Origin of the sequence: Cognatilysobacter segetis, from assembly GCF_004359965.1 — a bacterium.
Lineage (GTDB): Bacteria > Pseudomonadota > Gammaproteobacteria > Xanthomonadales > Xanthomonadaceae > Cognatilysobacter > Cognatilysobacter segetis.
The window spans coordinates 51,842-71,562 of record NZ_SMRQ01000002.1 but is presented as its reverse complement, the minus strand read 5'-3'; the positions used below and the strand labels follow the sequence as shown (position 1 = coordinate 71,562).

The 19,721-nt window shown below is 69.3% G+C and carries 19 protein-coding genes and 1 riboswitch; of the genes, 11 read left to right on the top strand and 8 right to left on the bottom strand.

What is annotated here, in order from left to right; genetic code table 11:
- The first annotated feature begins 6 nt into the window (after positions 1-6).
- The gene (locus E4F61_RS00860; RefSeq protein WP_202908917.1) at positions 7-609 is read left to right on the top strand and encodes an HAD-IA family hydrolase; all 603 of its coding nucleotides are present in this window, start codon (positions 7-9) and stop codon (positions 607-609) included.
- A gap of 58 nt (positions 610-667) precedes the next feature.
- On the opposite strand, the gene E4F61_RS00855 is transcribed toward E4F61_RS00860, so the two are convergent.
- The 5 genes from E4F61_RS00855 to E4F61_RS00835 form a co-directional block, all read right to left on the bottom strand.
- The gene (locus E4F61_RS00855; protein WP_133477455.1) at positions 668-1,342 is read right to left on the bottom strand and encodes a DNA-3-methyladenine glycosylase family protein; all 675 of its coding nucleotides are present in this window, start codon (positions 1,340-1,342) and stop codon (positions 668-670) included.
- Between the two features lie 2 nt (positions 1,343-1,344).
- Positions 1,345-1,716 (bottom strand): DUF423 domain-containing protein, encoded by a 372-nt coding sequence (locus E4F61_RS00850; protein ID WP_238382743.1) that lies wholly within the window; start codon positions 1,714-1,716, stop codon positions 1,345-1,347.
- Between the two features lie 73 nt (positions 1,717-1,789).
- Positions 1,790-2,860, bottom strand: a complete 1,071-nt coding sequence (locus E4F61_RS00845; RefSeq protein WP_133477454.1) for a polyketide cyclase — start codon at positions 2,858-2,860, stop codon at positions 1,790-1,792.
- Between the two features lie 379 nt (positions 2,861-3,239).
- The gene (locus E4F61_RS00840) at positions 3,240-3,902 is read right to left on the bottom strand and encodes a response regulator (protein ID WP_133477453.1); all 663 of its coding nucleotides are present in this window, start codon (positions 3,900-3,902) and stop codon (positions 3,240-3,242) included.
- Positions 3,899-5,104, bottom strand: coding sequence for a sensor histidine kinase (locus tag E4F61_RS00835; RefSeq protein ID WP_133477452.1), 1,206 nt, complete (start codon positions 5,102-5,104; stop codon positions 3,899-3,901). Before E4F61_RS00835 ends, E4F61_RS00840 begins: the two co-directional genes overlap by 4 nt.
- 136 nt (positions 5,105-5,240) lie before the next feature.
- Here E4F61_RS00835 and E4F61_RS00830 point away from each other — a divergent pair, with 136 nt between their 5' ends.
- From E4F61_RS00830 to E4F61_RS00805, 6 genes are all read left to right on the top strand, one after another.
- Positions 5,241-5,843 carry a GNAT family N-acetyltransferase gene (locus E4F61_RS00830; protein WP_133477451.1) on the top strand — a complete coding sequence of 201 codons (603 nt, stop codon included), beginning with the start codon at positions 5,241-5,243 and terminating at the stop codon, positions 5,841-5,843.
- Entirely contained in the window at positions 5,840-6,613 is a 774-nt protein-coding gene (gene minC, locus E4F61_RS00825; RefSeq protein ID WP_133477450.1) for a septum site-determining protein MinC, read from the top strand. The genes E4F61_RS00830 and minC overlap by 4 nt, the downstream gene beginning before the upstream one ends.
- 83 nt (positions 6,614-6,696) lie before the next feature.
- Positions 6,697-7,506, top strand: coding sequence for a septum site-determining protein MinD (minD, locus tag E4F61_RS00820; RefSeq protein ID WP_133477449.1), 810 nt, complete (start codon positions 6,697-6,699; stop codon positions 7,504-7,506).
- A 2-nt stretch (positions 7,507-7,508) separates the two neighbouring features.
- Complete coding sequence (minE, locus tag E4F61_RS00815) at positions 7,509-7,778, top strand: cell division topological specificity factor MinE (RefSeq protein ID WP_133477448.1); 270 nt, start codon at positions 7,509-7,511, stop codon at positions 7,776-7,778.
- 58 nt (positions 7,779-7,836) lie between these two features.
- Positions 7,837-8,316 carry a hypothetical protein gene (locus E4F61_RS00810; RefSeq protein ID WP_133477447.1) on the top strand — a complete coding sequence of 160 codons (480 nt, stop codon included), beginning with the start codon at positions 7,837-7,839 and terminating at the stop codon, positions 8,314-8,316.
- A gap of 84 nt (positions 8,317-8,400) precedes the next feature.
- Entirely contained in the window at positions 8,401-10,413 is a 2,013-nt protein-coding gene (locus tag E4F61_RS00805; protein WP_133477446.1) for a M2 family metallopeptidase, read from the top strand.
- Positions 10,414-10,450: 37 nt separating this feature from the next.
- Here the strand turns inward: E4F61_RS00805 and E4F61_RS00800 are convergent, their stop codons facing one another.
- A complete protein-coding gene (locus E4F61_RS00800; RefSeq protein WP_133477445.1) occupies positions 10,451-11,704 on the bottom strand; it encodes a multidrug effflux MFS transporter in 1,254 nt (417 codons plus the stop codon).
- A gap of 161 nt (positions 11,705-11,865) precedes the next feature.
- On the opposite strand from E4F61_RS00800, the gene E4F61_RS00795 reads away from it, so the two are divergent.
- The gene (locus E4F61_RS00795; RefSeq protein ID WP_133477444.1) at positions 11,866-13,668 is read left to right on the top strand and encodes an ABCB family ABC transporter ATP-binding protein/permease; all 1,803 of its coding nucleotides are present in this window, start codon (positions 11,866-11,868) and stop codon (positions 13,666-13,668) included.
- 3 nt (positions 13,669-13,671) lie between these two features.
- On the opposite strand, the gene E4F61_RS00790 is transcribed toward E4F61_RS00795, so the two are convergent.
- The gene (locus tag E4F61_RS00790; protein ID WP_133477443.1) at positions 13,672-14,319 is read right to left on the bottom strand and encodes a hypothetical protein; all 648 of its coding nucleotides are present in this window, start codon (positions 14,317-14,319) and stop codon (positions 13,672-13,674) included.
- A 234-nt stretch (positions 14,320-14,553) separates the two neighbouring features.
- Positions 14,554-14,658: riboswitch (glycine riboswitch) on the top strand.
- A gap of 34 nt (positions 14,659-14,692) precedes the next feature.
- Here E4F61_RS00790 and gcvP point away from each other — a divergent pair.
- Positions 14,693-17,584, top strand: coding sequence for an aminomethyl-transferring glycine dehydrogenase (gene gcvP, locus E4F61_RS00785; protein ID WP_133477442.1), 2,892 nt, complete (start codon positions 14,693-14,695; stop codon positions 17,582-17,584).
- A gap of 58 nt (positions 17,585-17,642) precedes the next feature.
- On the opposite strand, the gene E4F61_RS15055 is transcribed toward gcvP, so the two are convergent.
- Complete coding sequence (locus E4F61_RS15055; RefSeq protein WP_133477441.1) at positions 17,643-18,038, bottom strand: KGG domain-containing protein; 396 nt, start codon at positions 18,036-18,038, stop codon at positions 17,643-17,645.
- Between the two features lie 634 nt (positions 18,039-18,672).
- On the opposite strand from E4F61_RS15055, the gene E4F61_RS00775 reads away from it, so the two are divergent.
- Together E4F61_RS00775 and E4F61_RS00770 are read left to right on the top strand one after the other, a co-directional pair.
- Positions 18,673-19,398, top strand: coding sequence for a Crp/Fnr family transcriptional regulator (locus tag E4F61_RS00775; protein WP_133477440.1), 726 nt, complete (start codon positions 18,673-18,675; stop codon positions 19,396-19,398).
- Complete coding sequence (locus E4F61_RS00770; protein WP_133477439.1) at positions 19,388-19,684, top strand: hypothetical protein; 297 nt, start codon at positions 19,388-19,390, stop codon at positions 19,682-19,684. The genes E4F61_RS00775 and E4F61_RS00770 overlap by 11 nt, the downstream gene beginning before the upstream one ends.
- The last annotated feature ends 37 nt before the right edge of the window (positions 19,685-19,721 follow it).

The following is a 19,721-nucleotide window of genomic DNA, read 5'->3' as shown; positions in this document are numbered from 1 at the left end:
CGTGCGGTGCTGTTCGACTTCGACGGGGTGCTGACCACGGATCCCTCCGGCTCGTTCACCACCGTGCGCCACGTCGCGCTGGCGACCGGGCTGCCGGAGCGACACGTGTGGGAAGCGCTTGCGCCGTACAACGAGGATCTGCTGCTCGGCCGCACCACGCACGCGGCGGTCTGGCCAGCCGTGTGCGCACGCCTCGGCCGCGAACTGCCTCTCGACTTGCTGACTCAGGCCTTCGACGCGACGCCGATGAACCGCGCCATGCTGGATCTGGCGGCATCGCTGCGGCCGAAGTTCTCGCTCGGCATCGTCACCGACAACAAGCGGGACCGCATCGAGCGGTTGGCCGCGCTGCACGCACTCGATGCGTTGTTTTCGCCGATCGTCGTGTCGGCCGACTGCGGCAGCGGCAAGTCGGACAGGGCCATCTTCGACGTCGCGCTGCGTGGGCTCGGGCTTCCGCCCACTGCGGTCATGTTCATCGACAACACGCGGCGCAACCTCGTCGCCGCCGAAGCGATCGGCATGCACACGCTGCATTTCGACGACGCGCGCAACGACGTGCCGGCGCTGGCCGCGACGCTTCGCATGCGCTTCGGCATCACGCCCTGAGGTCTCGCGTCACACCCGCCACGAAGCCGGTCGCGGACGCTGCGTCCGCGGCGCCGCGTCAGTCCTGCGAGCGTTTCACCGGCGCGCGTGGCGCCGGTGCCGCGAAGTCCGCGATGCGCCAGAGGTAGAAGCTCGCGTAGGTGCGGTAGGGGCCCCACGCTTCGCCACGCTCGGCCAGTGCACGCGGCGTCGGCAGCGCATCTAGGCCGTCGACCAGCTGCGCGCCCTTGCGGATGCCGAGGTCGTCGACGGGCAGCACGTCCGGCCGGCCGAGCCGGAACATCAGCATCATCTCGACCGTCCAGCGCCCGATCCCGCGGATCGGCACCAGCGCCGCGACGATCGCCGCCTCGTCCATCACCGACATCTGCCGAAGCGTGGGAATCTCCCCTTCGGCCTCGCGCCGCGCGAGGTCGCGCAACGCCAGCAGCTTGTTGCCGGACACGCCGCAGGCCCGCAGCGTCGGATCATCGCAGCGTGCAAGGGTGTCCGCGTGCAGCCGATCGCTGCCGATCGCCGCTTCGACGCGGGCGACGATCGTCGCGGCGGCCTTGCCGGAGAGCTGCTGGTAGAGGATCGCCCGCGCGAGCGCGTCGGCCGGGTCGAACGGCCGGCGCCAGCGCGGCTCCGCCTCGATCGGGCCGATGCGCCGGATCCACGGCGCGAGCGCGCGATCTCGCCGCAGGTGGCGCGCGGCCGCGTCCACGTCGAACCCGCGGGACCAGCGCGGCACCGTCAGCCCCGTGCGCGGTCGAGCGCCACGAGCAACCAGCCCGCGATAAGCAGCGAGCCACCCACCGGCGCCAGCCGCGTCGGATAGCCGAACGCGTGCGCCGCGACGAGGCTGCCGGAGAACAGCAGCACGCCGGCGACCAGCGCCAGGCGGGCCATGCCGCCGAGGCGCGGGCCACCCGGTACGTACGCGACGAGCAGCACGCCATGCACGAGCGCCATGGCCGCGGCCGTGTAGAGCCAGCGCTGCGCCTCGCCAGTCGCGGCGTGCGCGGCATACGCGGCGAGCGCGACGCCGGCCGCACCGGCCAGCGCGCCGAACACACCGGACCCGCGCGGGCTCATCCGATCGGACGAACGTCGACGATGCCTCATGCCCTGCTCCCCCTTCGCATGCCGCACAACGAAAAACGCGCCGCAAGCGGCGCGTTTTCGAGGTCGGTCGTTCTTACTTGACCGCCCACTGGATCGTGAACTGGCCCTGGTCGGTGAAGCCGGCATCGATGCCGCCGGTCCAGATCTCGTACGGACGATCGAGCGTGGCGTAGCCGTGCGTCAGCGACCAGGCGCGGACCGCGTCGCGCAGGCGCTGCAGGTTGCCCATGTCGCCCTTGAACGTGGTGCCCACGACCTTCGAGGCGTCGTTGTAGGCGACCTTGACCGGCGTGCCCGCCGTGCTGATGCCTTCGATCTTCTCGCTCGCGCCCGCCTTCTTCACCGGCACCGCGACGTCGAACGAGTAGTTCGCCGAGCCCTGCTCGTTGGTGATGATGCGGACCGGACCGGCCTGCTCGAGGCCGTTCGACGCGATCACCTTGCGGATCCACTCGAGGTTCGAGTTCATCTGGCCCTTGATCTTGTCGCGGTCGATCGGCACGACGGCGCCGACGGTCAGCAACGTCTCGGCCGGGCGCTGGCCCAGCGACGGCAGCGGTGCCTGGTATTCCTTCGGCAGCTGGCTGTAGTCGATGTTCGGCACGGACGACAGCGAGTTCACCAGGCGGCCGAGGCCGAGCTTGATGTCCTCGCCCACGCTGGTGCTCACGTACAGGCCGGCATAACGCGCGATCGGGTTGAAGCCGTATTCGACGTCGTACGTCTGCGTGATCTGCGTGTTGCGGCCACCGCGGCCCACCGGCTGCAGCGTGAACTCGCTGCGCTTGTTGTTGCCCGGCGACTCCGTCTCGATGGCGTACAGGACGCGCTTGTTCGGCTCGGACTCGGCGATGGTCCAGCTGCCGTCGCCGACGCCGCGGACGCTCGACTGGTAGCTCACCTTGGCGCCGACGCCCTCGTCCTTGCCCGAGGCCTGGATCTTCGCCGCCGGGTCGTGCAGGAGGATGGGATTCCAGTCGGTGAAGCGACGGGTGTTGTTAAGCAGGTCGTAGGCGATCGCCGGACGGCGGTTCGTCTGCACCGACTCGGACAGGTGTCGGCTGCTGGGCAGGAAGATGCCCACGATCACGAACAGTGCGAACACGATCGCGATGGAAATCAGGATCTCGATCAAACGGGTCATTCAGAGGGTCTCCGGGGCCAGGCCCGCGCCCGCCGTCGCAGGACCGAGGCGCAGACCGACAATCCTAGCAAGACAGCGGCACTGGCGTGAACGCCGGCGGCAGAATGAATGCGATGGCGTGAAGCGCGCCCCGTTTTCCGGGCCCGTGGCCCATGCCGGGTTCGTACTCCGTTGGGCCCTCTGCGTCGTTCGCGCGGCGCCGGCTGGCTCGGCCGCACCAGACAGACGGGGCGCGGGCGTCGCGGGCTCGCGCCCGCTCCAACGCCTCGAGCTCGGCACGCCCACGGTCGCGCAGCCGAGCCTGACGAGGCGTAAGCAGGCGCCGCGTCGCGCCTGCCAAAGCCCGGCGCACTGCACCGGGCCGGACACCAGCCGCCGGTCAGACCAGCTGCAGCTCGAACGCCTTGAGCACGGCCCGCGTGCGGTCGCGCACGCCGAGCTTGGACAGGATGTTCGAGACGTGGTTCTTGATCGTGCCCTCGGCCACGCCCAGCGACTTGGCGATCTCCTTGTTCGAGAAGCCCCCCGCCATGAGCCGCAGGATCTCCGTCTCGCGCTCGGTCAGCGGATCGGGCCGGTCCAGGCTCACGAACTCGTTGCGCATGTGCTCCAGGCCTGAGAGCAGGCGCTGGGTGACGGCGGGCTGCACCAGCGAGCCCCCGTCCGCGACGGTCTGGATCGCGCCCACGAGTTGGTCCAGCGAGACGTCCTTGAGCAGGTAGCCCTTGGCGCCGGCCTTGATGCCTGCGAGGACCAGTTGGTCGTCGTCGAAGGTGGTGAGGATGATGGTCGGCGGCAGCTGGCCCAGCCGCGCCAGCGTCTGCACTGCCTCCAGGCCCGACATCACGGGCATGCGCATGTCCATCAGGACGACGTCGGGCTTGACCTGCGGAATCGTGTCGACGGCCTGGCGGCCGTCGGCGGCCTCGGCCACCACCTCGATGCCCGCGGCGAGCGCGAGCAGCGAACGGACGCCCTGCCGCACGAGGTTCTGGTCGTCGACGAGCATCACCCGTATCGGGCGGTCGGTCTGCGCGGTCATGCGGGAACTCCTTCTCGGACGGCCGATGCGGCCGCGATGGGCAGGACCAGCCGGAGACGGAAACCGTCGCCGGGCCGGGTATCGATGTCGAGGGTGCCGCCGTGCTGCGCGAGGCGCTCGCGCATGCCGCGCAGGCCGTTGCCGGCGACGAACAGGTCGGCGCCACGGCCGTCGTCGCGCGCCGTCATCACGATCGCGCCATCGTCGCGATTCGCCGTGAGCCACAGCGAGCGCGCGCCCGAATGGCGCACGGCATTGGTGATGATTTCCTGCGTGCAGCGCAGCAGGACATGCGCGCGCTCGGGATCATCGAGCGTCAGCGGCGACTGGATGTCCATGTGGATGTCCAGCGAGGGCACGTTCTCGGCGAGCGGGCGCAGTGCGACGGACAGGTCCATCGCCCCACCCTCGCGCAGCTGGCTGACCGCCTCGCGCACGTCGGTGAGCAGCAGGCGTGCGAGCGTATGCGCCTGCGAGATGTGCTCCTTCGCGCGGCCTTCGGCGAGGTGCCCGGCGACCTCGAGGTTCAGGCTCAGCGCGGTGAGGTGATGACCGAGCAGGTCGTGCAGCTCGCGCGAGATGCGCGTGCGCTCGTTCACGCGCGCGCTTTCCGCGAGCAACAGGCGCGTCGCGCGTAGTTCCGCGTTCAGGCGCCGCTGCTCCTCGCGCGCATCGGCCTGCTGGCGCGCGATCAGACTCGTCGCAAAATCGAACACCGAGAAGCCCGTGTACAGCAGCGACTGCATCAACGCTTCGAACAACGGGAAATGGAAGCCGTAGACGAAGACCGGCATGACCGCGAACTGGCTTGCGACCAGCCAGGCCACGCCCGCGCGCACCGGCAGGAGCCACGGCAGCAGGCATGCGGCGGTCATCAGCAGCACGCTGCCGAGGCCGCTGCGGTTGTAGTAGCTGACGCCGATCGCGCTCGCCGTGAGCAGCAGCAGGCCGATGACGTCGACCGGGCGCGCGTGGCGACGTCCGAGCCCACGCGTGAGCCAGAAATAACTCGCGCCGAAGAGCAGGTACACGCCCCAGCCGATGATCGACATCGAGCGCGGGCCGAGCGCGTCCTCGCCGGACAGCTCGTCGGCGGGCACTTCGGGGCCGAAGGACATGTACAGCAGCGGCAGCCCGACCATCGCCCAGGTCGCGAGCCCGGAATAGCGCAGCAGTCGGGTGTGGTTCAGTTGGACCGGCATTGGGGCATCCTACGCCCCATTCCGGTGGCGCCCTCCGGCCGAAAGTCACGCCAAGCGGCGCTGGCCCCGGTGGGCGGCCGTGCGATAATCCCGCGCCGCGCCGCACTGGCCGGCTGCACTCCCGGGAGCCGGAAGAATGTCGATCGTCGTCCGCGACGTGCTTGAGCACGAGCTGGATTCCGTCCTTGCCCTGAACAACGCCGCTGGACCCGCGATCCTTCCACTGGATGCGCACCGCCTGCAGTACTTCTACGAGCGCGCCGAGTATTTCCGCGTCGCCGAGCGCGACGGCATGCTCACGGGCTTCCTCATCGGCATGGGGGACGGCGCCGGGCATGACAGCTCGAATTTCCGGTGGTTCCGTGAGCGCCACGGCGAGTTCTTCTACATCGACCGCATCGTCGTCGCGAGCCGGCGCCGCGGTGGCGGCGTCGGGCGTGCGTTCTACGCCGACGCGCAGAGCTACGCCGAGCTGCGCTATCCGCAGATGGCCTGCGAAGTGCTGCTGCAGGGGGGCACCGACCCGGTGATGCTGTTCCACGGCACCTTCGGCTTCCACGAGGTCGGACAGCACGTGATGCCCGAAACCGGGCTCCGTGCGGCCATGCTGATGAAGCCGCTCTGCAGCTATCCCTGGGTGCGCGAAACCTACGGTCGGGATCTCCCGGACGCGCCGTGGATCCACACGCCGCGCACGCAGCGGCTCGACCGCGCGCGCGCCGCCGGGGGCCGGGCATGAGCGCGCAGGTGGACTACGAGCCCGCGGGCGAACTCAAGATCGGCCAGGTCGGCATCGCCAACCTGCGGGTGCGCACGCTCGACGTCGAGAAGCTCGCGGAGGAGATGCGGGGCCGCGTGCAGCGCGCGCCGAACCTGTTTTCGCGCGCGGCGGTGGTGCTCGACTTCGGCGGACTGACGCGCACGCCCGACCTGGCGACCGCGCAGGCCCTGGTCGACGCGCTGCGCGAGGCCGGGGTGCTGCCGGTGGCGCTGGCCTACGGCACCAGCGAGATCGAGCAGCTCTCGCAGCAGCTCGGCCTGCCCCTGCTGGCCAAGTTCCGCGCGCAGTACGAGCGCTCCGACGGCGCCGCGCCCGAGCCCGCGCCGGTCCGTCGTGAACCGGCGCCGGAGCCCGCCCGCGTGGCGCCGGCGTCCGCGCCCGCGCCGTCCGCATCCCAGCCGGGCATGGTGCAGGCCGCGCCGATCCGCTCGGGTCAGCAGGTCTATGCCGACAATCGCGACCTGACCGTGCTGTCGGCCGTGGGCGCCGGCGCCGAGGTCATCGCCGACGGGTCGATCCACATCTACGGCGCCCTGCGCGGCCGCGCGCTCGCCGGCGCGCAGGGTTTCGAGCAGGCGCGCATCTTCTGCCGCGAGTTCCACGCCGAGCTCGTGGCGATCGCCGGGCACTACAAGGTGTCCGAGGACATTCCCGCGGACCTGCTCGGCAAGCCCGTGCAGGTCTGGCTCCACGACGGCCAGCTGCGCATCGAGGCGCTGGACGCGTAACCCGTCACACATCGGCATGCTTTGAGGCATGCTGTCGCCCGCACCGGCCCGGCCGGTCGGGGAACGAACCGGAGGAACACCAGTTGGCCGAAATCATCGTAGTCACCTCGGGCAAGGGCGGCGTCGGCAAGACCACCACCAGTGCCAGCCTCGCCTGCGGGCTCGCCAAGCGCGGCCACAAGGTCGCCGTCATCGACTTCGACGTGGGCCTGCGCAACCTCGACCTGATCATGGGCTGCGAGCGCCGCGTGGTGTACGACTTCGTCAACGTCGTGCACGGCGAGGCCACGCTCAAGCAGGCGCTGATCAAGGACAAGCGCTTCGACAACCTCTTCGTGCTCGCCGCGTCGCAGACGCGCGACAAGGACGCGCTGACCAAGGAAGGCGTGCAGAAGGTACTCGAGGATCTCGCGGCCGACGGCTTCGAGTACATCGTCGCCGACTCGCCGGCCGGCATCGAGAAGGGTGCGTTCCTGGCGATGTACTTCGCCGACCAGGCGGTCGTGGTGGTGAACCCGGAAGTGTCGTCGGTGCGCGACTCCGACCGCATCCTCGGCCTGCTGGCGTCCAAGACGCGCCGCGCGGAGAACGGCGAGCGAGTGAAGGAACACCTGCTGCTCACGCGCTACAGCCCCAAGCGCGTCGAGACCGGCGAGATGCTGAGCATCGGCGACGTCGAGGAGATCCTCGGCCTGAAGGCGATCGGCGTGATCCCGGAGTCCGGTGACGTGCTGAATGCCTCGAACAAGGGCGAGCCGGTCATCCTCGAGACGCAGTCCGACGCCGCGCAGGCCTACGACGATGCGGTCGCGCGGCTGCTGGGCGACAACCGTCCGCTGCGGTTCACGCAGGTCGAGAAGAAGGGCTTCCTCAGCAAGCTCTTCGGAGGCTGACCATGGGCATCTTCGATTTCCTCACCGCCAAGAAGCCGACGGCGAACGTCGCCAAGGACCGCCTGCGCATCATCGTCGCGCACGAGCGCGCCGGCCGTGGCGGCCCGGACTACCTGCCGATGCTGCAGCGCGAGCTGCTCGAGGTGATCCGCAAGTACGTCAACGTCGACGTGGAGTCGGTCAAGGTCGACCTGATCGGCGAAGGCGACAACAAGGTGCTCGACATTTCCGTCGCGCTGCCGGAAAACGCCGCGCAGACGCCGTCGCCCTGATCCCGTTCCACCGCCGTGCCGATGCCCCGCCCGCGCGGGGCATCGTCGTATCCGCGCCATGCTGACCCTCGCCGACATCGACTTCGACGCCGTCGCCACGCTGCTGGGCCGTTACGGCCTGGCGCTCGAACGCGTGCCCGACGGCGCGCCGATCCCCGGCTCGTACTGGGGCGAATGCGAGGCCGGGCTGATCGGGGCCACGGTGTACGCGCGCGGCGACACGCCGGTGCATTCGCTGCTGCACGAGGCCTGCCACCTGATCGTGCTGCCGCCCGCGCGGCGTGCGCAGGTGCATACCGACGCGACCGACTCGATCGAGGAAGAGAACGCCGTGTGCGTGCTGCAGGCGTTGCTGGGCGATGCGCTGCCCGGTGTCGGCGCCCAGCGCGTGCTCGCCGACATGGACGCGTGGGGCTACACGTTCCGCCTCGGGTCCGCCCGCGCCTACGTCGAGCACGATGCCGGCGACGCCTGGGCCTGGCTCGATCGCGCCGGCCTGGCCGACGCCGCGACGCGGACCCTGCACGTTCCGGACTGAACGGCGAACGGTCGCCTTGCGCCTCCGCGGGCCGGCCTCTAGCCTGCGTCGACCGCACCCCGCGCCGTCGTTCCGGAGTCCCGCATGAAACCCGTTCGCGCACTGCTCGCCTTGGGCGTCGCTGCCGCCCTCGCCCTGCCCGGCTGCAAGGCGCCGCCCGGATCGCCCGGCGCCGCCGGCACGTCGCCCGCCGCCGACGCGCCCGCCAACGAGACCGCGGACCAGTTCATCGCCCGCGTGAACGAGGAATACCGCAAGTCGTACCCGGAGCTCACGGCCTCGCAATGGCTGTCGTCGACCTACATCAACGACGACAGCGAGCTCGTGTCGGCCAAGGCGAACGAGCGCTACCTCGCCCAGCTGAACCGCTGGATCGAGCAGTCGCGCAGGTTCGAGGGCCAGACGATGTCGCCGGAGACGGCGCGCGCGATCCAGTTGCTCAAGCTGCAGGCCGCGATGCCGCCGCCGAAGGATCCCGCGAAGCTCGCCGAACTGACCGCGATCGCCACCCGCATGGAAGGCGCCTACGGCAAGGGCACGTATTGCAAGGGCGAAGGCCCGGCGAAGAGCTGCCGCCAGCTCGGCGACCTCGAGGACGTGCTCGCCAAGAGCCGCGACTACGACGAGCAGCTCGAGGCGTGGCAGGGCTGGCATTCCACCGCCGCCCCGCAGCGAAAGGACTATTCGCGCTTCGTCGCGCTGATCAACGAGGGCGCGCGCGACCTGGGCTATGCCGACGCCGGCGAGCTGTGGCGCTCGGGCTACGACATGTCGCCGGCGGAACTGTCGGCCGAGACCGATCGCCTGTGGGGCCAGGTCAAGCCGCTCTACGAGCAGCTGCACTGCTACGCCGGCACCAAGCTCGACGCCAAGTACGGCGCGCAGCGCGGCCACGTCGCCGGTCACATGCTGCCCGCGCACCTGATGGGCAACATGTGGCAGCAGGACTGGAGCAACCTCTGGGACCTCATGGCGCCGTATCCGGGCGCCGGCAGCCTGGATGTCAACTCGGCGCTGCAGGCGCAGTACCAGCAGAACCTCGCCGCCGCGACCGCGAAGATCGCCGGCACCGCCACTCCGGCAGCCACGGCCGACGCCGAGCACGAGGCCGCGCTCGCGACCGCCAAGCAGATGAACGAGCGCGCGCAGGACTTCTACACCTCGCTCGGCATGCCGAAGCTGCCGGCGTCGTACTGGGAGAAGGCCCAGTTCGTGAAGCCGCGCGACCGCGACGTGGTCTGCCACGCCTCCGCCTGGGACATGAACATGGCCGGCGACGTGCGCATCAAGATGTGCACGAAGCCGAACGAGGAAGACTTCACCACGATCTACCACGAGATGGGCCACGTGTATTACTACCTGGCCTACAACAAGCTGCCGCCGATCTTCCAGGCTGGCGCGCACGACGGCTTCCACGAGGCGATCGGCGACACGATCGTGCTGTCGATGACGCCGGCCTACCTCAACACCATCGGCCTGGTGGCCCAGCCGCAGCAGAGCAACGAGGCGCTGATCAACGCGCAGATGCGCATGGCGCTGGCCAAGATCTCGTTCCTCCCGTTCGGCCTGATGATCGATCGCTGGCGCTGGGGCGTGTTCGACGGTTCGATCAAGCCCGACCAGTACAACAAGGCCTGGTGGGACCTGAAGGCGAAGTACCAGGGCGTCGCGCCGCCGACCCCGCGCAGCGAGGACTTCTTCGATCCGGCGGCCAAGTACCACGTCCCGGCGAATACCCCCTACACGCGCTACTTCCTGTCGCACGTGCTGCAGTTCCAGTTCTACAAGGCGCTCTGCGACGCGTCCGGCTTCAAGGGCCCGCTGTACGAGTGCAGCTTCTACGGCAACCCGGAGGCCGGTCGCCGCTACTGGGCGATGCTGTCGAAGGGCGCCAGCCAGCCTTGGCAGAAGACGATGAAGGAGCTGACCGGCAACGAGAAGATGGACGCCTCGGCCGTGCTGGAGTACTTCGCGCCGCTGCAGCAGTGGCTGAAGCAGCAGAACGAGGGCAAGACCTGCGGCTGGCAGGCCACCGCGTCGACCTCGGCGCCGCCCGCAACGGCGCCCGCCGCGAAGCCGGCGCCCGGCAAGGCGTGACACCCCGAGGGCCGGCGCAATGCCGGCCCTCTTCGCATCAGGTCGGCGGGAGGTCGGCGCCGTCGGAGCGCAGCGACTCGCACTGTGCCGAGCCCGCCTCCCATCGCCAGAACGCGAACGCCACGAGCGTCATCGCGGCGGCCGCGAACGCGAGCCAGCGCGCGTCGTGCGAAATGAGCGGCGACAGCGCGCCGGCGATCAGCGCATTCATCACCAGGCTGGTGAACGCCTGCAGCGACGAGGCGGAACCGCGCTGGCGCGGGTACATGTCGAGGATCGCGAGCGTGAGAACCGGGAACACCAGCGCGATGCCGAAGGCGTGCAGGCTCATCGGCAGGACCGCCCACGGCACCGCAGGCACAGGTACGAGCAGGTTGTAGACGACGTCGTAGGCCATCGCGATCGCACTCGCGGCGAAACCGATGCGCACCAGCCGGTCGCCGCTCATGCGGCCCGCCGCGCGGCCGGACACGAACGCACCGACGATCATGCCGCCGATCGTGGGGACGAAGAACCAGGCGAACTGTGTCTCGTCGAGATGACGGCCGTGCAGGCGCAGCATCTCCAGCACGAACACCGGCGCCGACGCGATGTAGAGGAACAGCGCGCCGAAATTGAACGAGGCCGCGGCGGCGAGGCGCTGGAAGCGCGGGTTCACGAAGATGGCCGCGTAATCCCGCACGAGCGACCGCGCGGCGAGCGGCAGGCGCGAGGCCGGCGGATGGGTTTCCGGCAGCACCAGCCACGTCGCGACGACCAGCACGAGCGCGAACGCGACCAGGAACCAGAAGATCATCGGCCAGCGGCTCCAGCCCAGCAGCCAGCCGCCGATGATGGGCGCGATCGCCGGTGCGATGCCGAAGATCATCGAGACCTGGCTCATCAGCCGTTGCGCGTCGTGGCCCTGCAGCACATCGCGGATCACCGCGCGCCCGACAATGAGGCCGACGCCCGAGGACAGGCCCTGCAGCGCGCGGAACGCGAGCAGCGTCGGCAGGTCTCGGGCGAGCGCGCAGCCCGCCGAGGCGGCCGCGAACACCAGCAGGCCGCCGAGAATCACGCGTCGCCGGCCGATCGCATCGGAGAGCGGCCCGTGCACCACGCTCATCAGCGCGTAGGCGACCAGGTAGACGCTGATGGTCTGCTGCATCGCCACCGGGTCGGCACCGAGTTGCGCGCCGATCGACGGGAATGCCGGGAAGATGGTGTCGATCGAGAACGGCCCGAACATGGCCAGCCCGCCCAGCAGCAGGGCCAGGCGGCGCGTCGTCGGGCGGAGAGTCGGCGTCATGGATCGGGCCGCGGCGGGGCGCACTAGGGTAAACGCGCGGCAGGGCATCACGGGCGCGGCAGCGCGTTGCAGCGGCCGTGGGCGTCGCGTGCCCACCACTGGAACGCGCCATCGGCCGCGGGCGGGTTGTTCGTGGCCGGCGGCGGCCTTACGTTGCCCCCATGGCCTCCCCCGATCCCCTGAGCGTCGCTGCGCGCGGCACGCAGCGCAGCGACTTCGGCATCCTCCGCGCGCTGTTGCCGTACCTGAAGCCGCACGTCGCGCGCATCGTCATCGCCGTGGCCTGCCTGTTCGTGGCGAAGCTGCTCGGCCTCACGGTCCCGATGATGCTCAAGCGGATCGTCGATTCGCTGGACATCCAGGCCAGCCTGCGCGTGCTCCCGGTGGCGCTGCTGCTGGCCTACGGCGCCGCGCGCGTGGGCGTGAACTTCTTCACCGAGCTGCGGCAGGTCGTGTTCGCCCGCGTCATGGCGCGAACCGCGCGGGAGGTCACGCTCAAGGTGTTCCGGCACCTGCACGCGCTCAGCCTGAAGTTCCACCTTTCGCGCCGCACCGGCGGCGTATCGCGCGACGTCGAGCGCGGCGGCACGGCGATCACCGACCTGCTCGACTGGACGATCTACACGATCATCCCGACGATCCTCGAGGTTACGCTGGTCACCGGGTTCCTGGTCATCCACTACGGATGGTCGTTCGGCGTGATCACCCTGCTCACGCTGGCCGGCTACATCGGCTGGACGTTCGCGGTCACGGAGTGGCGCACCCGCTACTACCGCGCGAAGGTGGAAGCCGACACGAAGGCGAACGCGCGCGCGGTCGATTCGCTGCTCAACTACGAGACGGTGAAGTACTTCAACAACGAGGAGCACGAGGCCAGCCGCTACGACGCGAACCTCCGGACGGTCGAGGAAGCCACGGTGATGAGCCTGAAATCGCTCGCCGTGCTCAATGTCGGCCAGACGATGATCGTGTCGCTCGGCGTGACCGCGCTGATGTGGCGCGCATCGGCAGGGGTGGTCGCGGGCCGGTTCACGATCGGCGATCTCGTGCTCGTGAACGCCTACCTGCTGCAGCTGGCGGCGCCGCTGAACTACCTCGGCATGATGTATCGCGAGATCAAGCAGGCCTTCACCAACATGGAACGCCTGGTCGGCCTGCTCGACCAGAAGCTCGACGTGCAGGACCGGCCGGGTGCGACCCCGCTGAAGACCCGCCGGGCGCACGTGCGTTTCGAGGACGTGCGGTTCGCCTACGACCCGCGCCGCGACATCCTGAAAGGCGTGAGCTTCGAGATCCGGCCCGGACAGACGGTGGCCGTGGTCGGGCATTCCGGCTCGGGCAAGTCGACGCTGGCGCGCCTGCTCTACCGCTTCTACGATCCCGACGGCGGCCGCATCACCATCGACGGCCATGACCTGCGCGACCTGACCCAAGGCTCGGTTCGCGCGGCGATCGCGACCGTGCCGCAGGACACCGTGCTGTTCAACGACACGATCTACTACAACATCCTGTACGGCCGCCCCGAAGCGAGCCGTGACGAGGTCGAGGCCGCCGCGAAGGCCGCGCACATCCACGAGTACATCGCGGCGATGCCCGACGGGTACGAGACCGAAGTCGGCGAACGCGGCCTGAAGCTCTCGGGCGGCGAAAAGCAACGCGTGGCCATCGCGCGCGCACTGCTCAAGAACCCCGCGATCATGATCTTCGACGAGGCGACATCGGCGCTCGACTCGCGCTCGGAAAAAGCGATCCAGGCCGAGCTGGAACGCATCGCCGAGGGCCGCACCACCCTGGTCATCGCGCACCGCCTGTCGACGGTGATGAATGCCGACCGCATCCTCGTGATGGACGCCGGTCGCATCGTCGAACAGGGCACGCACGAGGAGCTCATCGCCAGCCTCGGGCATTACGCGCAGCTGTGGCAGCTGCAGTTGCAGGTGGCGGACGAGGCGGCGTCCGCCTGAGGGTCAGGTGGACGGCACGTCCGGAAAATCGCCGTCACGGGCGTCTTCGAAGCAGAGGCGTGCCCGACGCTTGAACGTCCCACGATGGACGTTGGTACGGTCGTTCTCGATGCTGCCCGACTTGCGGATCACCTTGCCCGTCAGCAGGTTCACGCTGACGTCGGTCGTCGCGCCGGTATTGCGCTGGATGTCGCGCTCGTCGATGCCGATCAGGCGCATGCAGCCGTCCTGCCAGCGGAATTTGTGCGTGGTGGAGCCCATCGACCACGAGCCCGCGCTGCTGAAGAAGCCGCTGGTCACCGACAACACGCGACGTTCGAGTGACAGGCCGCCTTCTTCCAGCGGATCGCTCAGCACGGGATTCGTGTTTCGGCGGATCACCTGGTCCGACTGCGCGAGCCGTCGGTAGCCGCCCGCCTCGGCCGCCAGCACGACGAGCAGGCGCGGGTTGGTGTCCAGCCTGTCCACGCCGAGGCCGGCGTTGCGCACGATGTTCTTCGGATCTCGGTCGCGCAGCAGCAGGACCACGTCCGGGCGCGCGTCGTTATCGACCGGACCGTCGAGCCGGGTCTCGATCGCCCAGCCCCGCGGGACGAATGCCTCGACGCTCGCCGCCCGCGATGGTAGCCGCGGCGCCACGACGTCCGGCACCTCGAATTCCTGCCCCCACGCCCCTCCGGCCACTAGCAGCGCGGCGAACGTCCGCGTCCCGGTTCTTTTCATGGCCCCTCCCCCAATGAGCGGCCGCCAGCGTAGGCGCCCGCCCGCCTCCGGGGCCAGCCCTCGGGCTACAATCGGCACCGAAGCACCCGGTGGGAGAAGCGGGCCCGACCCGCTGCCGAAGGCGCAATCGCCCGGAATCGCTCAGGCCCCCACACCGCCGGCTGCACACACTCTGGAGAGACCGGCCGCGAGCCGGCGCCGAAGGGGCAAGAAGCGCATCCTCCCCCGCGCTTCCAAACTCTCAGGCAAAAGGACAGAGGGGCACCTTCCCGCGGCATCCCGCCGTGCCAAGACGCCCGCCATGACCCAGCCTGCCGCTTCCTCCCTGCGCGCCCTCGAGCACCACGACGGCTTCATCGAACGCCACATCGGCCCGAACGATGCCGAGATCGCGCACATGCTGCGCACCGTCGGCCACGATTCGCTCGAGGCGCTGACCAACGCGATCGTTCCCGGCTCCATCAAGTCCGGCAATCCGCTCGCGCTGCCCGCCGCGATCAGCGAAGTGGAGGCGCTGGCGAAGATCCGCGGCATCGCGTCGAAGAACAAGGTCTTCCGCAGCTTCATCGGCCAGGGCTACCACGGCACGCAGACGCCGAACGTCATCCTGCGCAACATCCTCGAGAACCCCGCCTGGTACACGGCCTACACGCCGTACCAGGCCGAGATCTCGCAGGGCCGCATGGAAGCACTGATCAACTTCCAGACCATGTGCGCCGAGCTCACCGGCATGGAGATCGCCAACGCGTCCCTGCTCGACGAGGGCACGGCCGCCGCCGAGGCGATGACGCTGGCCAAGCGCTCCGCCAAGTCGAAGTCGAACGTCTTCTTCGTCTCCAATGGCGTGCATCCGCAGACGCTCGAGGTGCTGCGCACGCGCGCCGAGCCGCTCGAGATCGAGCTCGTCGTCGGCGACGACGCGCAGGCGGCCGACACCGACGCCTTCGGCATCCTGCTGCAGTACCCGACCACCTTCGGCGAGATCCGCGACTACCGCGAGCTCGCCGGGAAGGTGCACGCGCGCGGCGGCCTCGTCTCGGTGGCGACCGACCTGCTCGCGCTCACGCTGATCGCGGCGCCGGGCGAATGGGGCGCCGACATCGTCGTCGGCAACAGCCAGCGCTTCGGCGTGCCGTTCGGCTTCGGCGGCCCGCATGCCGCGTTCATGGCCTGCCGCGACGCGTTCAAGCGCTCGATGCCGGGCCGCCTGATCGGCGTGTCGATCGACAACGAGGGCAAGCCGGCCTACCGCCTGACGCTGCAGACGCGCGAGCAGCACATCCGCCGCGAGAAGGCGACGTCGAACATCTGCACCGCGCAGGTCCTGCTCGCCGTCATGGCCTCGATGTACGCCGTCTACCACGGCCCCGAGGGCCTGCAGCGCATCGCGCGACGCGTGCATCGCCTGTCGGCCATCCTCGCCGCGTCGCTGCGCCAGGCCGGCGTGCGCGTGGGCGAGAACTTCTTCGACACGCTGCACGTCACCGGCGTCGACGCGAACGCCGTGCACGACCGGGCGGTCGACGCGGGGATCAACCTCCGCGCGATCGATGGCGAGAGCCTGGGCATCAGCCTGGACGAGACGACCACGCGCGAGGACGTCGCCGCGCTCGCGCGCCTGTTCGGCGCCGAGATCGGCGACATCGACGCGCTCGACCGAACCAGTGCCGACGCGCTGCCGCCGGGCCTCGTGCGCACGTCGTCCTTCCTCACCCATCCGGTGTTCAACACGCACCACAGCGAGCACGAGCTGCTGCGCTACATGCGCATGCTGTCCGACAAGGACCTGGCGCTCGACCGCACGATGATCCCGCTGGGCTCGTGCACGATGAAGCTCAATGCCACGGCCGAGATGATTCCGGTGACGTGGCCGGAGTTCGCCAACATCCATCCGCTCGCGCCGGCCGACCAGGCCGAGGGCTACCGCCAGCTCATCACCGAGCTCGAGCAGATGCTGGTCGAATGCACCGGTTATGACGCGGTATCGCTGCAGCCGAACTCCGGCGCGCAGGGCGAGTACGCCGGTCTGCTGGCGATCCGCGCCTACCACCGCGCGCGCGGCGAAGGCCATCGCGACATCTGCCTCATCCCGGAATCCGCGCACGGCACGAACCCCGCCTCGGCGCAGATGTGCGGCATGCAGGTCGTGGTGACCAAGTGCGACGCGAACGGCAACGTCGACGTCAACGACATCCGTGCCAAGGCCGAGAAGTACAGCGAGCGGCTCGCCGCGATCATGATGACCTACCCGTCCACGCACGGCGTGTTCGAGGAGGACGTGGTCGAGATCTGCGAGATCGTCCACCAGCACGGCGGCCAGGTGTACACCGACGGCGCGAACATGAACGCGCTGGTCGGGGTGGCCAAGCCGGGCAAGTGGGGCTCGGACGTCAGCCATCTCAACCTGCACAAGACGTTCTGCATCCCGCACGGCGGCGGCGGTCCGGGCGTCGGTCCGTGCGCGGTGAAGTCCCACCTCGCGCCGTTCCTGCCCCGCGCGTTCGGTGGCGAAGGCGACGTCGGCATGGTGTCCGCGGCGAGCTTCGGCTCGGCGTCGATCCTGCCGATCAGCTGGATGTACATCACCATGATGGGCGCCGAAGGCCTGCGCCGCGCGACGCAGGTGGCGCTGCTCAATGCCAACTACATCGCCAAGCGCCTGGAACCGCACTATCCGACGCTGTACTCGGGTCGCAACGACCTGGTCGCGCACGAGTGCATCCTCGACCTGCGCCCGATCAAGGACGCCACCGGCATCTCGGCCGAGGACGTCGCCAAGCGCCTGATCGACTTCGGCTTCCACGCGCCGACGCTCAGCTTCCCGGTGGCGGGCACGCTGATGGTCGAGCCCACGGAGAGCGAATCGCTTCACGAGCTCGACCGCTTCATCGACGCGATGATCCAGATCCGCGACGAGATCCGCGCGGTCGAGGATGGCCGACTGGATCGCGAAGACAACCCGCTGCGCCATGCGCCGCATACCGCGACGATGGTGGCGGGCAGCGAGTGGACGCACGCCTATCCGCGCGAACTGGCCGCGTTCCCGCTCGCGGTGCTGCGCCAGCACAAGTACTGGCCGCCGGTCGCGCGCGTGGACAACGTCTACGGCGACAAGAACGTGTTCTGCTCCTGCGTGCCGATCGAAGCGTTCGACGGCGAGCCCGAGGCGTTCAGCGAGCCGAACGTCATGTAAGGGCGAGCCCTTGACGAAAAAGCCCCGCTCCGGCGGGGCTTTTTCATTCGGGTGCCGCTTAGCGGTCGTCGCCGCGGCCGCCCTGGTTACCCCCGCCGTGCGACGCTTCGCCGCCCTTGCGCGATATCTCGCGCTGTTCCTCGCGATCCATCGACTGGAACCCGCCGCCCTGGTTGCCGCCACCCTGGTTGCCGCCGCGGCCGCCCTGGTTGCCGCCACCGTTCGACGCTTCGCCGCCCATGCGCCCGATCTCGGCCATGTGCTCGCGATCGCGGCTGACTTCCTCGCCTCCCTTGCGGCCTGCCTCGCGTGCCTCGCGCGAGTCGAACTCGTGGGCGTTGCCGCTTTCGTGCGCGGCGCGGCCGCCCATCGATGCGATCTCGCGCTGCTTCTGCGGATCCATGCTGCCGAATCCGCCGCCGTTGTTGCCGCCCTGGTTATTATTGTTGGCCATGCCGTGTCTCCTGCTCTTCAGCTCGTGGCGGGAACGTCGTCCCGCTTGGTGATCCTCGCGAGGACGTCCGTCTCTCGGTGATCGCGGATGTTCCCCGGCGCTTGTCGCGCCTTCGCTCGTCGGGAACGTGTGCAGGCTAGGGGGCGTTGCGTTACGCACGCGGCAATCCTGCGTGTTCGCGCATGCGGGACCACACGCCGCAACGTGAGCGGTTCGAAGAGGTGCATGCTGCGTGTACCAGCGGCCGCGTATGCAGCTCGCGTCCAGCTCGCTCACTCGCCGCACTGCAGCCTGGGCGAGCGCCGGCGGCGCGCCACGGTAATCGCGTCGACACGGATCGCGCCGGCGTCGCAGGCAAGCGCGTTCAGCTCGACAGTCAATCCACTTTCGCGCCGGCGAGCGGCACGGTCGCGCTTGTCGCGAACCGGCCCCGGCGTCGCGCGCCGCCGGAACAGCTAACGTCAAGCACGAAGCGCGCGTCCGATTCCGTCGAACCCGTCGCGCAACCGGCTGCTCGCGGCGTCCGCGGCCAGCGGTTGGAACGTGCCGCCGGACGGCGGCGCGCTTATGTGCGCTGGCGTACATACTCGCCTTCGGCGCTACCCCGAAAATCTCCCTGAACAGGGGAGACCACGTGTCGACAGCAACGAAGACAGAATGGAAGGCCCGCAACGGGCTGCTCGAAACACTCTCGGAAGAAGAGTGCGACCGTTTGCGCCCGGAACTGCAGGTCGTTGAACTGCGCCCGGGCCGCGTGCTGTACGAAGCCGGTGCTCCGCAGACCTGGATGTACTTCCTGCGCACCGGCGTGGTGTCGATGATGTACACGTCGCAGAACGGCGACAGCACCGAGATCGCGATGATCGGCCGCGAAGGGCTGGTCGGTACCGCGGTACTCACCGATGCCGTGAGCACCCCGTCGAGCGCGGTCGTGCAGGTGCCGGGCGAAGCGCTCGCGTTGCGCGCCGAAGTCGCCGATCGCGAGTTCCGGCGCGGCGAGCATTTCCAGTTCATGGCAATGCGCTATTTCCACGTCCTGCTCGCGCAGATGGCGCAGACCGCGGTGTGCAACCGGCACCATTCGGTCGAGCGGCAGGTCTGCCGCTGGCTGCTGCTCTGCCACGACCGCATCGGCTCCGACGAGCTGCCGGTCACGCAGGAAATGATCGCGACGCGGCTGGGCGTGCGGCGCGAAGGCGTCACCGAGGCGGCCGGGCGGCTGCAGGAGATGGGTCTGATCCGCTATTCGCGCGGTCGGATCTGGATCGTCGATCGCAAGGGGCTGGAACGGCAGAGCTGCGAGTGTTACGCGGTGGTGCGCGCCGAATACGATCGGCTGCTCAAACCGCATGGGCACTGATCCCCGCGACGGAACGACCTCGACCCCGCTCGCCGTTTACGCCTGCCGCGACGGCACGATGCTGTTCGTTCCATCGGGCGAGGCGCCCGTGCCCGACGCCATCCGCGCGCATGGCCCGCTCACCTTCAGGGGCCACATCGACGTGGACCCGCGACGCTCGGCGACATGGCGCGAACTGCTCGCCCAGATCGATCGCCATCGCTTCGCGACCGTGGGGCTCGGCGAAGTCGCGCTATTGCTCGGGCCGGACGTCGCCACCCTGTGTACGCCGCCGGCGGCGATCTGACCTGACGGCCGAACCGCTGCCGCGACGTCCACGCGAC

Coding starts and splice junctions, on each gene's coding strand:
- E4F61_RS00850 (WP_238382743.1), bottom strand. CDS start 1,716: ATGAGGCATCGTCGACGTTCGTCCGATCGGATGAGCCCGCGCGGGTCC.
- E4F61_RS00845 (WP_133477454.1), bottom strand. CDS start 2,860: ATGACCCGTTTGATCGAGATCCTGATTTCCATCGCGATCGTGTTCGCA.
- E4F61_RS00840 (WP_133477453.1), bottom strand. CDS start 3,902: ATGACCGCGCAGACCGACCGCCCGATACGGGTGATGCTCGTCGACGAC.
- E4F61_RS00835 (WP_133477452.1), bottom strand. CDS start 5,104: ATGCCGGTCCAACTGAACCACACCCGACTGCTGCGCTATTCCGGGCTC.
- E4F61_RS00830 (WP_133477451.1), top strand. CDS start 5,241: ATGTCGATCGTCGTCCGCGACGTGCTTGAGCACGAGCTGGATTCCGTC.
- minC (WP_133477450.1), top strand. CDS start 5,840: ATGAGCGCGCAGGTGGACTACGAGCCCGCGGGCGAACTCAAGATCGGC.
- minE (WP_133477448.1), top strand. CDS start 7,509: ATGGGCATCTTCGATTTCCTCACCGCCAAGAAGCCGACGGCGAACGTC.
- E4F61_RS00810 (WP_133477447.1), top strand. CDS start 7,837: ATGCTGACCCTCGCCGACATCGACTTCGACGCCGTCGCCACGCTGCTG.
- E4F61_RS00805 (WP_133477446.1), top strand. CDS start 8,401: ATGAAACCCGTTCGCGCACTGCTCGCCTTGGGCGTCGCTGCCGCCCTC.
- E4F61_RS00800 (WP_133477445.1), bottom strand. CDS start 11,704: ATGACGCCGACTCTCCGCCCGACGACGCGCCGCCTGGCCCTGCTGCTG.
- E4F61_RS00795 (WP_133477444.1), top strand. CDS start 11,866: ATGGCCTCCCCCGATCCCCTGAGCGTCGCTGCGCGCGGCACGCAGCGC.
- gcvP (WP_133477442.1), top strand. CDS start 14,693: ATGACCCAGCCTGCCGCTTCCTCCCTGCGCGCCCTCGAGCACCACGAC.
- E4F61_RS15055 (WP_133477441.1), bottom strand. CDS start 18,038: ATGGCCAACAATAATAACCAGGGCGGCAACAACGGCGGCGGATTCGGC.
- E4F61_RS00770 (WP_133477439.1), top strand. CDS start 19,388: ATGGGCACTGATCCCCGCGACGGAACGACCTCGACCCCGCTCGCCGTT.